At 70.9% G+C, this 13989-nt stretch carries 12 protein-coding genes; 2 read left to right on the forward strand and 10 right to left on the reverse strand.

The annotated features are described in order from the left end of the window. Window positions 1-105: 105 nt before the first annotated feature. From ACIBL4_RS03660 to ACIBL4_RS03705, 10 genes are all read right to left on the reverse strand, one after another. Window positions 106-1104 (reverse strand): sugar phosphate isomerase/epimerase family protein, encoded by a 999-nt coding sequence (locus ACIBL4_RS03660; RefSeq protein ID WP_399406113.1) that lies wholly within the window; start codon window positions 1102-1104, stop codon window positions 106-108. A gap of 14 nt (window positions 1105-1118) precedes the next feature. After that, window positions 1119-2330: a Gfo/Idh/MocA family protein gene (locus ACIBL4_RS03665; RefSeq protein ID WP_399406115.1), complete on the reverse strand. Its 1212-nt coding sequence runs from the start codon at window positions 2328-2330 to the stop codon at window positions 1119-1121. 59 nt (window positions 2331-2389) lie between these two features. Further along, entirely contained in the window at window positions 2390-3436 is a 1047-nt protein-coding gene (locus ACIBL4_RS03670; protein ID WP_399406117.1) for a substrate-binding domain-containing protein, read from the reverse strand. A gap of 17 nt (window positions 3437-3453) precedes the next feature. After that, window positions 3454-4473: an ABC transporter permease gene (locus ACIBL4_RS03675; protein ID WP_399406119.1), complete on the reverse strand. Its 1020-nt coding sequence runs from the start codon at window positions 4471-4473 to the stop codon at window positions 3454-3456. Further along, window positions 4470-5987 carry a sugar ABC transporter ATP-binding protein gene (locus tag ACIBL4_RS03680; protein ID WP_399406121.1) on the reverse strand — a complete coding sequence of 506 codons (1518 nt, stop codon included), beginning with the start codon at window positions 5985-5987 and terminating at the stop codon, window positions 4470-4472. The genes ACIBL4_RS03675 and ACIBL4_RS03680 overlap by 4 nt, the downstream gene beginning before the upstream one ends. Before the next feature lie 119 nt (window positions 5988-6106). After that, on the reverse strand, window positions 6107-7288 hold the full coding sequence (locus tag ACIBL4_RS03685) for an ROK family protein (protein ID WP_399406123.1): 1182 nt from the start codon (window positions 7286-7288) through the stop codon (window positions 6107-6109). Window positions 7289-7487: 199 nt separating this feature from the next. Further along, a complete protein-coding gene (locus ACIBL4_RS03690; protein WP_399406125.1) occupies window positions 7488-8165 on the reverse strand; it encodes a GntR family transcriptional regulator in 678 nt (225 codons plus the stop codon). Between the two features lie 160 nt (window positions 8166-8325). Continuing rightward, a complete protein-coding gene (locus tag ACIBL4_RS03695; protein WP_399406127.1) occupies window positions 8326-9264 on the reverse strand; it encodes a beta-ketoacyl-ACP synthase III in 939 nt (312 codons plus the stop codon). Window positions 9265-9428: 164 nt separating this feature from the next. Next, the gene (locus tag ACIBL4_RS03700) at window positions 9429-9569 is read right to left on the reverse strand and encodes a hypothetical protein (protein ID WP_020276538.1); all 141 of its coding nucleotides are present in this window, start codon (window positions 9567-9569) and stop codon (window positions 9429-9431) included. Continuing rightward, window positions 9538-10872: an OFA family MFS transporter gene (locus ACIBL4_RS03705; protein ID WP_399406130.1), complete on the reverse strand. Its 1335-nt coding sequence runs from the start codon at window positions 10870-10872 to the stop codon at window positions 9538-9540. Before ACIBL4_RS03705 ends, ACIBL4_RS03700 begins: the two co-directional genes overlap by 32 nt. A gap of 221 nt (window positions 10873-11093) precedes the next feature. Here ACIBL4_RS03705 and ACIBL4_RS03710 point away from each other — a divergent pair, with 221 nt between their 5' ends. Both ACIBL4_RS03710 and ACIBL4_RS03715 read left to right on the forward strand, forming a co-directional pair. Next, complete coding sequence (locus ACIBL4_RS03710) at window positions 11094-12065, forward strand: 2-dehydropantoate 2-reductase (RefSeq protein WP_399406132.1); 972 nt, start codon at window positions 11094-11096, stop codon at window positions 12063-12065. Next, window positions 12062-13987 carry a molybdopterin oxidoreductase family protein gene (locus tag ACIBL4_RS03715; protein ID WP_399406134.1) on the forward strand — a complete coding sequence of 642 codons (1926 nt, stop codon included), beginning with the start codon at window positions 12062-12064 and terminating at the stop codon, window positions 13985-13987. Before ACIBL4_RS03710 ends, ACIBL4_RS03715 begins: the two co-directional genes overlap by 4 nt. Window positions 13988-13989 lie beyond the last annotated feature (2 nt).

Genomic DNA, 13989 nt, shown 5'->3' on the forward strand with positions numbered 1-13989 from the left:
GGTCGGGCTTTCTCCCCGCGCAGGACAAAGCGGGATCCGGGCAGGTCGGAGGGGGGACCGGCGGTGGAACCGGTCCCCGTCCCCGGCCTGCGGGGAGTGCGTGGTTCAGCTGTTGAACGCGGCGTCGAAGGACGCGCTGGGCGGCTCGAAGTCGAACGCCTTGAGGCGGGTCAGCGCCTCGGGAGCGCCCTGCAGCCGGTCCATGCCGGCGTCCTCCCACTCGACCGAGACCGGGCCCTGGTAGCCGATCGAGCGCAGCATCCGGAAGACGTCCTCCCAAGGGACGTCGCCGTGCCCGGCGGAGACGAAGTCCCAGCCGCGCCGGGGGTCGCCCCAGGGCAGGTGGGAGCCGAGCCGGCCGTTGCGTCCGTCGAGGCGCTTGCGGGCCTCCTTGCAGTCGACGTGGTAGATGCGGTCGCGGAAGTCCCAGAGGAAGCCGACCGGGTCGAGGTCCTGCCACACGAAGTGCGAAGGGTCGAAGTTCAGGCCGAACGCGGGGCGGTTGCCGACGGCCTCCAGGGCCCGCTGCGTGGTCCAGTAGTCGTAGGCGATCTCGCTGGGGTGGACCTCGTGCGCGAACCGCACGCCCTCCGCGTCGAAGACGTCCAGGATCGGGTTCCAGCGGTCGGCGAAGTCCTGGTAGCCCCGCTCGATCATCGCGTCGGGGGCGGGCGGGAACATGGCGACCAGGTGCCAGATGGCGGAGCCGGTGAAGCCGATGACGGTGTCGACGCCGAAGGCGGCCGCGGCGCGCGCGGTGTCCCTCATGCGGTCCGCGGCCCGCTGCCGGACTCCTTCCGGGTCGCCGTCGCCCCAGACCTCTCCGGGCAGGATCGCCTGGTGGCGTTCGTCGATGATGGCGTCGCAGACGGCCTGTCCGACCAGGTGGTTGGAGATGGCCCAGCACTTGAGGCCGTACTTGTCGAGCAGGGCCCGGCGGCCGTCCAGATAGGAGGGATCGGCGAGGGCCTTGTCGACTTCGAAGTGGTCGCCCCAGCAGGCGAGTTCGAGCCCGTCGTAGCCGAAGTCGCGGGCGAGCCGGCAGACCTCCTCCAGCGGCAGGTCGGCCCACTGGCCGGTGAACAGCGTGAATGTGCGCGGCATGCGCGTCAGCCTCCTCAGACCGCGATCGGCGTGTAGACGGAGTTCTTCTCGGCGCTCTCCTCCACGGCCGCGAGCACGCGCTGCACCTGGAGCCCGTCGGCGAAGGAGGGTTCGGGGCGGCGGCCCTCGGCGATGGCGTGGACGAGGTCGCGGGCCTGGTGGACGAAGGTGTGCTCGTAGCCGAGGCCGTGCCCCGGCGGCCACCAGGCGTCCAGGTAGGGGTGGTCGGGTTCGGTGACGAGGATGCGGCGGAAACCGGCCTCCGCGCCGGGTGCGGTGCCGTCGTGGAAGGACAGTTCGTTGAGCCGCTCCAGGTCGAAGGCGAGCGAGCCGCGCTCCCCGTTGAGTTCGATGCGCAGGGCGTTCTTGCGGCCGGTGGCGTAGCGGGTGGCCTCGAAGGAGGCGAGGGCGCCGGAGGGGAAGCGGGCCGTGAACAGGGCGGCGTCGTCCACGGTGACCTCCCCCGTGCCGGCGGCCGAGACGGCGGACAGGCCGCTGGTGGCGCCGGTGGGCAGGGGCCGCTGCCGTACGAAGGTCTCCGTCAGCGCGGAGACGCCCGCCAGCCGCTCCCCCACCAGGTACTGCGCGAGGTCGATGATGTGCGCGCCGAGGTCGCCGAGCGAGCCGGAGCCGGCCTGTTCCTTGCGCAGCCGCCAGGTCAGCGGGAACTGCGGGTCGACCAGCCAGTCCTGGAGGTACGTCACGCGCACGTGCCGCAGTGCGCCGAGGCGGCCCTCGGCGACCATGCGGCGGGCCAGAACTGTGGCCGGGACCCGGCGGTAGTTGAAGCCGACCATCGCCACCTGCCCGCGCCGGTGGGCCTCTTCGGCGGCCCGCACCATCGTGGTGGCTTCCTCGACGGTGTTGGCCAGCGGCTTCTCGCACAGGACGTGCTTGCCTGCCGCGAGGGCGGCCAGTGCGATCGCGGCGTGGCTGTCGCCGGGGGTGCAGATGTCGACGAGGTCGATGTCGTCGCGTTCGACGAGGGCGCGCCAGTCGGTCTCGGTGGACGCCCAGCCGTGGCGGTCGGCCGCCGCCCGCACGGCGGTGGCGTCCCGGCCGCAGATCGCGGTCTGCACGGGGTTCAGCGGCAGGTCGAAGACACGGCCCGCGGTGCGCCAGCCCTGGGAGTGGGCGGCGCCCATGAAGGCGTAGCCGACCATCCCCACGCGCAGGGGTGGCTTGCCTGCCTCGGTCCCATCTGACTGCGCTTGCGGCTGTCCCATACGGGTGTCCTCCTCGTCCTGGTCGGGGTGGCGCACGTGGGGGGTGCGGGCGGAACCGGTCACCGGAAGCCGGTGGGCATGTACTGGTCGACGTTGGTCTTGTCGACGACGGCCGAGTAGAGCGTGATGGACGCCGGAATCTCGAACTCGGCCATGCCGCCGATGCCCTTGCCCTGGCCGAGGGCGCGGGCGAGGTCGATCGCGGAGGCGGCCATGGTCGGCGGGTAGAGGACGGTCGCCTTCAGCACGCCGTTGTCCTGCTTGATGGCCTGGAAGGCGGACAGGGCTCCGGCGCCGCCGACCATCAGGAAGTCGTCGCGCCCGGCCTGCTCGATGGCGCGCAGCGCGCCCACGCCCTGGTCGTCGTCGTGGTTCCACAGGGCGTCGAACCTGGACTGCGCCTGGAGCAGTTGGGCCATCTTGGCCTGCCCGGACTCGACGGTGAACTCGGCGGCCTGGCGGGCGACCTTCTTGATGTTGGGGTAGTTCTTCAGGGCGTCGTCGAAGCCCTGGGTGCGCTGCTTGGTCAGCTCCAGGTTGTCCAGGCCGGCCAGCTCGATGACGCGGGCGCCCGACTTGCCCTTGAGCTTCTCGCCGATGTAGTGCCCGGCGTTGAGGCCCATGCCGTAGTTGTCGCCGCCGATCCAGCAGCGGTAGGCCTGCGGGGTGTTGAAGATGCGGTCGAGGTTGACGACGGGGATGCCCGCGCGCATCGCCTTCAGCCCGACCTGGGTGAGGGCCTTTCCGTCGGCGGGGAGCACGACCAGGACGTCGACCTTCTTGTTGATGAGGGTCTCGATCTGGCCGATCTGCTGGGCGGTGTCGTTGGAGCCCTCGGTGATCTCCAGGGTGACGTCGGAGTACTTCTCGGCCCGCTTCTTGGCGTTGTCGTTGATGGCGTTGAGCCAGCCGTGGTCGGCCTGCGGTCCGGCGAAGCCGATGGTGACCTGCTTGCCGGGCTTGTCGTCGGCGGCGGGCTGGTTGTTCCCGGCCGGCTCGTCCTTGGAGTCGGAGGGCTCGTTGCTCGTGCACCCCGTGAGGAGGGCACCGGCGGAGACGACGGCGGCTCCGAAGAGCAGTCCTCTGCGGCTCGTGATCTCGGTCATGGCGGTGAACCCTTTCCTCAGGTCGTGCTCGCGGTACGGCGCTGGACCAGCACGGCGGCGACGATGATCGCGCCCTTGGCGATCTGCTGGACGTCGCTCTGCAGGTTGTTCAGGGCGAAGATGTTGGTGATCGTGGTGAAGATCAGGACGCCGAGCACGGAGCCGGTGATGGTGCCCCGGCCGCCGGTGAGGAGGGTGCCGCCGATGATCGCGGCGGCGATGGCGTCGAGTTCGTAGAGGTTGCCGTTGGTGTTCTGTCCGGAGCCGGACAGGACGATCAGCAGGAAGGCGGCGATGCCGCAGCACAGCCCGGACAGCAGGTAGAGGTACAGCCGCTGGCGGCGGACGTCGATGCCGGCGAGCCGGGCGGCCTCCGGGTTGCCGCCGACGGCGACGGTGCGGCGGCCGAAGGTGGTGCGGTTGAGCACCAGCCAGCCGATGACCGTCACCACCGCGAAGACCAGCACCAGGGGCGGGACGCCGAGGACGTAGGCGTCGCGTTCGCCCAGGTCGAGGACGGACGGCACGGTCACGATCTGCGTCTTACCGTCGGTGATCTGCAGGGCGAGGCCGCGGGCGGAGGCCAGCATGGCGAGGGTGGCGATGAACGGCACCATGGCGCCGTAGGCGATGAGCACCCCGTTGACCAGGCCGCAGCCGACTCCGACGACGACCGCCGTGAAGAGGATGCCGGCGAAGCCGTACTCCTGGGTGGCCACCGTGGTCGCCCATACGGAGGCGAGGGCGACGATGGCGCCGACCGACAGGTCGATGCCGCCGGAGACGATGACGAAGGTCATGCCGACGGTGACGACACCGATCACGGACGCCTGGGTGAGGACGAGTTGCAGGTTGCGGGTGTCGAGGAACTCGTCGGGCTTGGTGATGCCGCCGATGAGGATCAGCACGGCGAGCACGCCGAGCAGGGAGAGGGTGCGGACGTCGGCGCGGGCCATCAGGCCGCGCCAGGCGGGGGGCTGGCCCTGGGGCACCTTGTCGGTGCGGCTGTCCCGCGGCGGGGAGACGGGCTGCGTCATGACGCCGGACTTCCTTCCATGACCAGGTCGAGTACGCGGTGTTCGTCGAGTTCGCGCGCGGGTGCCGTGTGGACGACACGGCCCTCGCGCAGCACCAGGACGCGGTCGGCGAGGCCGAGCACCTCGGGCACCTCGCTGGAGACCAGCAGCACGGCGAGGCCTTCGTCGGCCAGCCGGCGGACGACCGCGTACAGTTCGGCGCGGGCGCCGACGTCGACGCCGCGGGTGGGTTCGTCGAGCAGCAGCACCTTGCAGCCGCGCAGCAGCCAGCGGGCCAGGACGGCTTTCTGCTGGTTGCCGCCGGACAGGGTGCGCACCGGCACGGACGGGTTGTCGGGCCTGAGCGACAGTTCGCGGGTCGCGGCCCGGGCGGCGCCGAGTTCGGCGCCCCGGTCGATCCAGCCGCCGCGCGAGAAGCGGGACATGGAGGAGACCGACACGTTGCGGGTGACGGACTCCAGCATCAGCAGGGCCTGCGCCTTGCGTTCCTCGGGGGCCAGCCCGAGTCCGGCCCGGACGGCGGCCCGGACGCTGCCCGGCTTCAACGGCTTGCCGTCGACCAGCACCTGACCGGTCGTCGGTTTCCTGGCGCCGTAGACCGTCTCGAGGATCTCGGAGCGGCCCGAGCCGACGAGTCCGGCGAGTCCCACGATCTCGCCCGGCCGTACCTCCAGATCGAGGGGCTCGAACTCACCTTGCCGCGAAAGGCCTTGGACCTTCAGTACGGGTTCGCCGGGCGGCGGGGAGGCGGGCCGGTCGGGGAAGACGTACTCGACGTTGCGGCCCGTCATCAGGGCGACGACCTCGCGGGTGGGGGTCGTCTTCGCCGGCAGTCCGTTCGCCACGGCCCGCCCGTCCTTGAGCACGGTCACCCGGTCGCCGATGCGCCGGATCTCCTCCAGGCGGTGCGAGATGTAGACGACGGCGACACCGGCGGCGGTGAGGGCGCCGACGATGCGGAAGAGGTTGTCGACCTCGTCCGGGTCGAGCGCGGCGGACGGCTCGTCCATCACGATGAGCCGCACGTCGTGGGAGAGCGCCCGGGCCATGGACACGATCTGCTGCTGCGCCGCGGACAACTCCCCGACGAGCCGGGACGGATCGATCTCCGCGTGTCCGAGTCGCTTGAGCAGAGCGGCCGTCGACTCCTTCGCGGACTTCCCCCGGACGACGAAGCCGGCGGTGGTCGGCTCGTGGCCCAGATGGACGTTCTCGGCGACCGACAGGTGCTCCACCAGGTCGAGTTCCTGGTAGATGGTCGCGATGCCGAGCCGCATGGCGGCGATCGGAGAGCGGAGTGTGACCTGCTCGCCGCGCCAGCGGATCTCGCCGGTGTCGGGCTGGTGGGCGCCGGCCAGGACCTTGATGAGGGTCGACTTCCCGGCGCCGTTCTGGCCGAGCAGGCAGTGCACCTCGCCGGCCTGGACGTCGAGATCGACGCCGTCGAGGGCCCGGACTCCGGGGAACGACTTGGTGATGCCGGACATGCTGAGCAGCGGTGGTTCTGGTGCCATGAGGTCCCCTTGGCGGGCGTGCGGGCCGGTTGCAGGGCAGGGCAAAGCAGAGCGCGGTGCTGGTACGCCGTACTGAACTGAGTGCTTACGCGGGTGAGAAGCCGTACTGAACTGAGTGCTTACGCGGGTGAGAACAAGTGATCGCTGATGAGCCGGGCCGCGCCGGTGACTCCGGCGGCCGGTCCCAACTCGCCCAGGACGATGGGCAGGTTGCCGGTCGCCAGCGGCAGCGACTGGCGGTAGACCTGGGTGCGGATCGCGGCGAGCAGGGTGTGGCCGAGGCCGGTCACCCCGCCGCCGATCACCACCAGGCCCGGGTTGAAGAAGCTGACCAGGCCGGCGATGACCTGGCCGGTGCGGTTGCCGCCCTCACGGATCAGGTCGAGTGCGGTGGCGTCGCCGGCGGCGGCCGCGGCGGCGACGTCGACGGCGGTGAGCCCGCCGTTGGTCTCCAGCCGCGAGGCCAGGTCGGCGGAGAGCCCCTGCTGGGCGGCCTCCGTGGCGTCACGGGCGAGGGCCGCCCCGCTGAAGTGGGCCTCCAGGCAGCCCCGGTTGCCGCAGGCGCAGGGACGGCCGTCGGGCACGGCCTGGATGTGCCCGATGTCGCCGGCGCTGCCCGTCGTACCGCGGTAGACCTCGCCGCCGACGACGATGCCGCAGCCGATGCCCGTGCCGATCTTGACGCAGAGGAAGTCGGCGACGGTGCGGGCGACGCCCGCGTGCTGCTCCCCCATCGCCATGAGGTTCACGTCGTTGTCGACCATGACCGGACAGCCGAGTTCCTGGCTGAGCGCCTCCCGCACGGGGAAACCGTCCCAGCCCGGCATGATCGGCGGGGCCACCGGGATGCCCTCGGGGAAGCGGACCGGGCCCGGGACGCCGATGCCGGCGCCGTCGAACCCCTCGGCGAGTCCCGAGGCCTTCAACTTGGCGGCCATGGCCAGGACTTGCTCGAAGACCGCGACCGGGCCCTCGCGCACGTCCATGGGGTGGTTGATGTGCCCGAGCGTCTCCAGTTCGGCGTTGGTGACGGCGACGTCGACCGAGGTCGCGCCGATGTCGACGCCGAGGAAGCGCAGCCCGGGGTTGAGCCGGATGTTGTGGGAGCGGCGCCCGCCGCGCGAGGCGGCGAGTCCGTCGGCCACGACCAGCCCCGTCTCCAGCAGCCGGTCCACCTCCACGGCGAGCTTGGACCGCGAGAGGTCGACCTGGTCGCCCAGCTGGGCACGGGAGTTGGGGCCGCCGTCGCGCAGCAGCTTGAGCAGTCGGGCCTGGTGGGCGTTCCCGGGTCGTGCGGTCATACGTCTCACGAGCCCCTCCCCGCCTCGATCGGCCTGTGCGCGCCGGTTTTCCGCCACCTCAGTGGCTTGCTTTCGGAGGGAACGTAGCAGCGGCTGCCGGAGGTGGGAAGAAGTCGCGCAGGAATTGCCCTCTACTTTTTCCACTCACAGGACAAAGCGAGGGATGCGAGCCCAGACGGGACTGGCTGTCGGCTGAGACCTACGAACGCTCGCGCGCGTGGTACGAGCGCCTCGTGTGCTCGGTGTGTTCGCGCATCAGGTGCCTGGCCCGCTGTTCGTCGCGGTCGGTGATCGCGGCGATGAGTGCGCGGTGTTCGATCCAGGACTGGTGGCCCCGCTGGCGGGCGACCGGCGTGTAGTACCAGCGGACGCGGCGGTCGACCTGGGCGGCCAGTTCGGCGAGGACGGCGTTTCCGGCGAGCTCCATGATCTTCGCGTGGAAGCGGGCGTTCATGGCGACGGCCCCGTCCACGTCGTCCGCCTCGACGGCCTTCTCACCCTCCGTGCACAGCACCTCCAGCGCCGCGATGCCGGCGCTGTCCGCGCCCGCCGCGGCGAGCCGGGCCGCCTCGGCCTCCAGGAGCGTACGGACCGTGAGGAGCTGGTCGGCCTCCTCCTCCGTCGGCTCGTGCACGAACGCGCCCTGGGCGGGCCGCAGATCGACCCACCCCTCGGTGTTGAGCCGCTGCAACGCCTCGCGCACCGGCTGCCGGGAGACCCCGAGATGCCCGGCGAGTTCGCTCTCCACGAGGTGCTGGCCGGGCTGGAGGGCACGGGTGGTGATGAGTTCGAGCAGCGCCTCGTAGACCCGGTCGCGCAGCGGGCCCGGGCGTTCCAGCTTGGGTACCGCCCCCTGGGGCAGGCCTGTCGACAGCATCGCGGTCCCCCTCCTCGGCAGGGCCGTGCACAGCGCGGCGGAAGCCGGTGTAGCCGTGGCGTCAGTATTGATTGTCTTTCGTCTACAGTCTACGGCGCACAAGAGCCAGGGCTACGGACAGTTGACCGCGTCACACCGCGACGCGGGCTCGGACACGGGCTCAGGGGCAGCGGACGACCTGCCCGGCGTACGACAGGTTCCCGCCGAAGCCGAACAGCAGGACCGGGTCGCCGGTGGCGATCGCCCCCTGTTCGACCAGCTTGGACAGGGCGAGCGGGATGCTCGCGGCCGACGTGTTGCCGGACTCCGTGACGTCGCGCGCGACGACCGCGTTCACGGCGCCGATCTTCTCCGCGAGGGGTTCGATGATGCGCAGATTGGCCTGATGCAGTACGACCGCCGCGAGGTCCGCCGGCTCCAGCCCGGCCCGCTCGCACGCCCGCCGCGCGATGGGCGGCAGTTGCGTCGTCGCCCAGCGGTAGACGCTCTGCCCCTCCTGCGCGAAGCGCGGCGGCGTGCCCTCGATCCGCACGGCGTTGCCCATCTCGGGCACCGAACCCCACAGCACCGGCCCGATGGCCGACTCGTCGGCGGCCTCCACGACGGCGGCCCCGGCCCCGTCACCGACGAGCACGCACGTCGTGCGGTCGCTCCAGTCTGTCACGTCGGACATCTTGTCGGCCCCGATGACCAGGGCCCGGCTCGCGCCCCCCGCGCGGACGGCGTGGTCGGCGGTGGCCAGGGCGTGGGTGAACCCGGCGCACACCACGTTGAGGTCCATCGTGGCGGCCCGCGGAACGCCGATGCGGTTGGCGACCCGGGCGGCCGTGTTGGGCGAGCGGTCGACTGCGGTGGAGGTGGCGACCAGCACCAGGTCGATGTCGGCGGGGGTCAGCCCGGCCGCCGCGAGGGCCTTGGCGGCGGCGTGTGCGGCCAGCTCGTCGACGGGTTCGTCGGGGCCGGCGATGTGGCGGGTGCGGATGCCCACCCGGCTCCTGATCCACTCGTCACTGGTGTCGACCAGGCCCGCCAGGTCCTCGTTGGTGAGCACCTTGGCGGGCTGGTAGTGGCCGACGGCGGCGATGCGCGAGCCGATCATGTGGGCGGTCCCCCTCGTTGGAACTTGGGTAGCGGGATTCACCAGTCTGATCAGTGACTCGCCGGTACGACGGTAGGCAAGGTGACAGGAAACAGGTGCCCGCGTTGTCAGCTTCGGTCAGGACCTCGGACGACCGAGCACCTGTCACCTGCCCGGACAGCCACCTACCCGGTGAACAGCTGGGTCGCCTTGCGGACCAGCTCGTACAGCCCGTAGGCGAGCGGCAGGCCCACCCACACCCAGGCGAAGGCGATCAGCCACCGCCGGTCCGGGCTAGGCGGACTCTGACTGCTGTCGCTGGACATGCGCGGCCTCCTTCGGTGCCGGGATGTGATGACGCGGGTGGACGGGCCGGACGAGTTCGTTGGCGACGAAGCCGGCGACCAGCAGCCCGATCATGATGACGAACGACAGCCCGTACAGGGACGCGCCGTGCCGGCCTGCCTCCTCCTGCCGGTCGGCGATCCAGTTGACGATGAGCGGCCCGAGCACGCCCGCCGTGGACCAGGCGGTGAGCAGCCGCCCGTGGATGGCGCCGACCTGGTAGGTGCCGAACAGGTCCTTCAGGTACGCCGGTACGGTCGCGAAGCCGCCGCCGTAGAAGGACAGGATCACCAGCGCGCACAGGACGAACAGCGGCTTCGAGGAGTCGCCGAACAGGGCGATGAGCGCGTACATCAGCGCGCCGACGCCCAGGTAGACGCGGTAGATGTTCTTGCGGCCGATCAGGTCGGACGTCGAGGACCAGCCGATGCGTCCGGCCATGTTCGCCGCCGACAGCAGCGCGACGAAGCCCGCGGCGGCGGTCACCGACACGGGCGTGGAGGTGTCCGCGAAGAAGTCCGTGATCATCGGGGCGGCCTTCTCCAGGATGCCGATGCCCGCGGTGACGTTCATGCAGAGCACGATCCACAGGCACCAGAACTGCGGGGTGCGGATGGCCTGGTTCGCGGACACCTGCGGGCCGGTGGGGGCCGGTCGCGCAGTTCCCCGCGCCCCTGGGGCACTGCTCGGAACCCGGACCAGAAGCACACCCAGCAGCATGAAGACGGCGTACGTCAGACCGTGCACCAGGAAGGCGAGCGCGATCCCGGAGCTGTCGCCGCCGAACGACTCCAGCATCTGCGCGGACCACGGCGAGGCTATGAGCGCACCGCCGCCGAAGCCCATGATGGCGATGCCGGTGGCCATGCCGGGCCGGTCCGGGAACCACTTGATCAGGGTGGAGACGGGCGAGATGTAGCCGATGCCGAGGCCGATGCCGCCGACGAAGCCGTAGCCGAGGACGATCAGCCAGTACTGCTCCAGGGACGCGCCCAGCGCGGAGAGCAGGAAGCCGGACGAGAAGCAGACCAGGGCGACGGTCATCGCCCAGCGCGGGCCGTTGCGCTCGACGAGCGTGCCGCCGAACGCGGCGGACAGGCCCAGCATGACGATGCCCAGCTGGAAGGGCAGCGCGCTCTGCGTGCCGCTGAGGCCGAGCGCGGACTCCAGGGGCGGCTTGAACACGCTCCAGGCATAGGCCTGGCCGATGGAGAGATGGACGGAGAGAGCGGCGGGCGGGACAAGCCAGCGGCTCCAGCCCGGGGGCGCGACTGGGGGACTCATGAACCCGGAACCGTAGGCAGTCGCAGGGGAGTTGAGAAGGCGGCGCATCGAGTATGCGGTGAGCGGTATCCAGCATGCGCCGAACGGTCGTCGCACGGACCCTTGCTGACCCAACGTCCATACTGTAGACAATATTCCGTCGACACAAGCTGACACCGGTTGTGAGCCGGCCACTCGGCAGTCACCTCCGCGGTATCCCTCAAACCGAACGGAGTGTTCCCGTGAAAGTCGCAGTTCTCGGCGCCGGTGCCATCGGCGCCTACGTCGGCGCCGCGCTCCACCGCGCGGGCGCCGAGGTGCATCTCATCGCCCGTGGACCGCATCTGGCGGCCATGAGGCAGCACGGAGTCCGGGTACGCAGCCCGCGCGGCGACTTCACCGCGCACCCCCACGCGACCGACGACCCGGCCGAAGTCGGCCCGGCCGACTACGTCTTCCTCGGCCTGAAGGCCAACGCGTACGCGGCGTGCGGGCCGCTGATCGCGCCCTTGCTGGGCGACACGACGGCGGTCGTGGCCGCCCAGAACGGCATCCCCTGGTGGTACTTCCACCGGCACGGCGGCCCCTACGACGGCCACCGCGTGGAGAGCGTGGACCCGGACGGCGCGGTCAGTGCGGTGCTCGCGCCCGAACGGGCCGTCGGATGCGTCGTCTACGCGGCGACCGAGCTCGAAGGGCCGGGCGTCATACGGCACTTGGAGGGCACGCGGTTCTCGATCGGCGAGCCCGACCGCAGCGTGTCCGCGCGGTGCGTGGCGTTCAGCGAGGCCATGCAGGCGGGCGGGCTGAAGTGCCCGGTCGAGCCGGACCTGCGCAATGACATCTGGCTCAAGCTGCTCGGCAACATCTCCTTCAACCCGATCAGCGCGCTGGCCCGCGCGACCATGCGGCAGATGTGCCTGCACGGCGGCACGCGCAAGGTCATCGAGATCATGATGACCGAGACGCTCGCGGTCGCGAACGCCCTCGGCTGCGAGGTCGGCGTCTCCATCGAGCGCCGGCTCGCGGGCGCCGAGCGGGTCGGCGACCACCGGACCTCCACGCTCCAGGACCTGGAGCGCGGCAAACCGCTCGAACTCGACGTACTCCTCGCGGCGGTCGTCGAGTTGGCGGACATCACCGGCGTCGAGGTGCCCACCCTGCGCACCGTGCACGCCATCTCGGACCTGCTCGCGCTGAGGAGCGCCGCATGAGCAAACGCGACCGAACCCCGAAGACCTACACACGGCTCACTCATCCGCTGGTGAGGGACTCGCGCGACGAGCCCTTCCGCCGGACGAGCTGGGAGGAGGCCCTGGACCGGGCGGCCCGAGCCTTGACCCGCAACCGGGGCGCGTTCGGCATGTTCTCCTGCGCCCGGGCCACGAACGAGATGAACTACGTCGCCCAGAAGTTCGCCCGGGTCGTCATGGGCACCAACAACGTCGACTCCTGCAACCGCACCTGCCACGCCCCGAGCGTGGCCGGCCTGTCGGCGGCGTTCGGCTCGGGCGGCGGGACCTCGTCGTACGAGGAGATCGAGCACACCGACGTCATCGTGATGTGGGGCTCCAACGCCCGCTTCGCGCACCCGATCTTCTTCCAGCACGTGCTGAAGGGGATCAGGAACGGCGCCCGGATGTACGCGGTCGACCCGCGCCGCACCTCGACCGCCGAGTGGGCGGAGAGCTGGCTCGGCCTGAACGTCGGCACCGACATCCCGATGGCGCACGCCATCGGCCGCGAGATCATCCACGCGGGCCTGGCGAACGAGGCGTTCATCGCGCGGGCGACCACCGGCTTCGAGGAGTACCGGGCGCTGGTCGAGCCGTGGACACTGTCGCTCGCCGAGAAGGTGACGGGCGTACCGGCCGCCGCCATCCGCGAGCTGGCGCACGCCTACGCCCGCGCCGAGCGCGCCCAGCTGTGCTGGACCCTCGGCATCACCGAGCACCACAACGGCACCGACAACGTCCGCGCCCTGATCAACCTGTCCCTGCTCACCGGGCACGTCGGCCGCTACGGCTCCGGCCTGCAACCCCTGCGCGGGCAGAACAACGTGCAGGGCGGCGGCGACATGGGCGCGATCCCCAACCGCCTGCCCGGCTTCCAGGACATCCTCGACCCGGACACCCGGCTGAAGTTCGAGTCCGCCTGGGACACCGTCATCCAGCCACACTACGGCCTGAACCTCACGGAGATGTTCGAGGCGATGGAGGACGGCACGCTCAAGGCCGTCTACTGCATCGGCGAGAACCCCGCCCAGTCGGAGGCCGACAGCGAGCAGGCCGTACGGCGGCTCAAGGCTCTCGACTTCCTCGTCGTGCAGGACATCTTCCTGACCAAGACGGCCGAGCTCGCGGACGTCGTCCTGCCCGCCACGGCCGGCTGGGCGGAGACCGAGGGCACGACCACCAACAGCGAGCGACGGGTGCAGCGCGTCCGCAAGGCCGTCACCCCGCCCGGCGAGGCCCGCGAGGACATCGACATCCTCTGCGACCTCGCGGCCCGCCTCGGCCACGACTGGAAGTACGCCGACGCCGAGACCGTGTGGAACGAGCTCCGGTCGGTCTCCCCCGACCACTACGGCATGACGTACGCGCGTCTGGAGGAGCACCAGGGCATCCAGTGGCCGTGCCCCAGCACCGACGGACTCGAACCGACCTATCTGCACGGCCGGTTGTGGGAACCCGACCCCGCCCAGCGCGGCCCGCTCGCGCCCTTCGGGATCGTGCGGCACGACCCGCCCGTGGACCTCACCGACGAGGAGTACCCGATCCGGCTCACCACCGGGCGGCGCCTCGACTCGTACAACACCGGGGTGCAGAGCGGCGGTTACGCCTCGCCGCTGCGGCGCGGCGAGTACATCGAGCTGAGCCCGGAGGACGCCGAGCGCTACGGGGTGGTGGTCGGCGAGCAGGTGCAGGTCACCTCGCGGCGCGGGTCGGTGACCGCACCCGTGTGGGTGGACCCCGCGCTGCGGTCCGGGCTCGCCTTCATGACCATGCACTTCCCCGACGAGGTGGACACCAACGCGCTGACGATCGAGGCGAACTGCCCGATCGCGGGGACGGCGGAGTTCAAGGCGTCGGCGATCCGGATCGAGAAGCTGCCCATCGCGACCATCGTGGGGTGACG

The organism is Streptomyces sp. NPDC050416 (assembly GCF_044458845.1).
Classification (GTDB): domain Bacteria; phylum Actinomycetota; class Actinomycetes; order Streptomycetales; family Streptomycetaceae; genus Streptomyces.

Bases quoted from the DNA above. Each gene is read 5' to 3' on its own strand.
- ACIBL4_RS03660 (WP_399406113.1), bottom strand. From the start codon at position 1,104: ATGCCGCGCACATTCACGCTGTTCACCGGCCAGTGGGCCGACCTGCCG.
- ACIBL4_RS03665 (WP_399406115.1), bottom strand. From the start codon at position 2,330: ATGGGACAGCCGCAAGCGCAGTCAGATGGGACCGAGGCAGGCAAGCCA.
- ACIBL4_RS03670 (WP_399406117.1), bottom strand. From the start codon at position 3,436: ATGACCGAGATCACGAGCCGCAGAGGACTGCTCTTCGGAGCCGCCGTC.
- ACIBL4_RS03675 (WP_399406119.1), bottom strand. From the start codon at position 4,473: ATGACGCAGCCCGTCTCCCCGCCGCGGGACAGCCGCACCGACAAGGTG.
- ACIBL4_RS03680 (WP_399406121.1), bottom strand. From the start codon at position 5,987: ATGGCACCAGAACCACCGCTGCTCAGCATGTCCGGCATCACCAAGTCG.
- ACIBL4_RS03685 (WP_399406123.1), bottom strand. From the start codon at position 7,288: ATGACCGCACGACCCGGGAACGCCCACCAGGCCCGACTGCTCAAGCTG.
- ACIBL4_RS03690 (WP_399406125.1), bottom strand. From the start codon at position 8,165: ATGCTGTCGACAGGCCTGCCCCAGGGGGCGGTACCCAAGCTGGAACGC.
- ACIBL4_RS03695 (WP_399406127.1), bottom strand. From the start codon at position 9,264: ATGATCGGCTCGCGCATCGCCGCCGTCGGCCACTACCAGCCCGCCAAG.
- ACIBL4_RS03700 (WP_020276538.1), bottom strand. From the start codon at position 9,569: ATGTCCAGCGACAGCAGTCAGAGTCCGCCTAGCCCGGACCGGCGGTGG.
- ACIBL4_RS03705 (WP_399406130.1), bottom strand. From the start codon at position 10,872: ATGAGTCCCCCAGTCGCGCCCCCGGGCTGGAGCCGCTGGCTTGTCCCG.
- ACIBL4_RS03715 (WP_399406134.1), top strand. From the start codon at position 12,062: ATGAGCAAACGCGACCGAACCCCGAAGACCTACACACGGCTCACTCAT.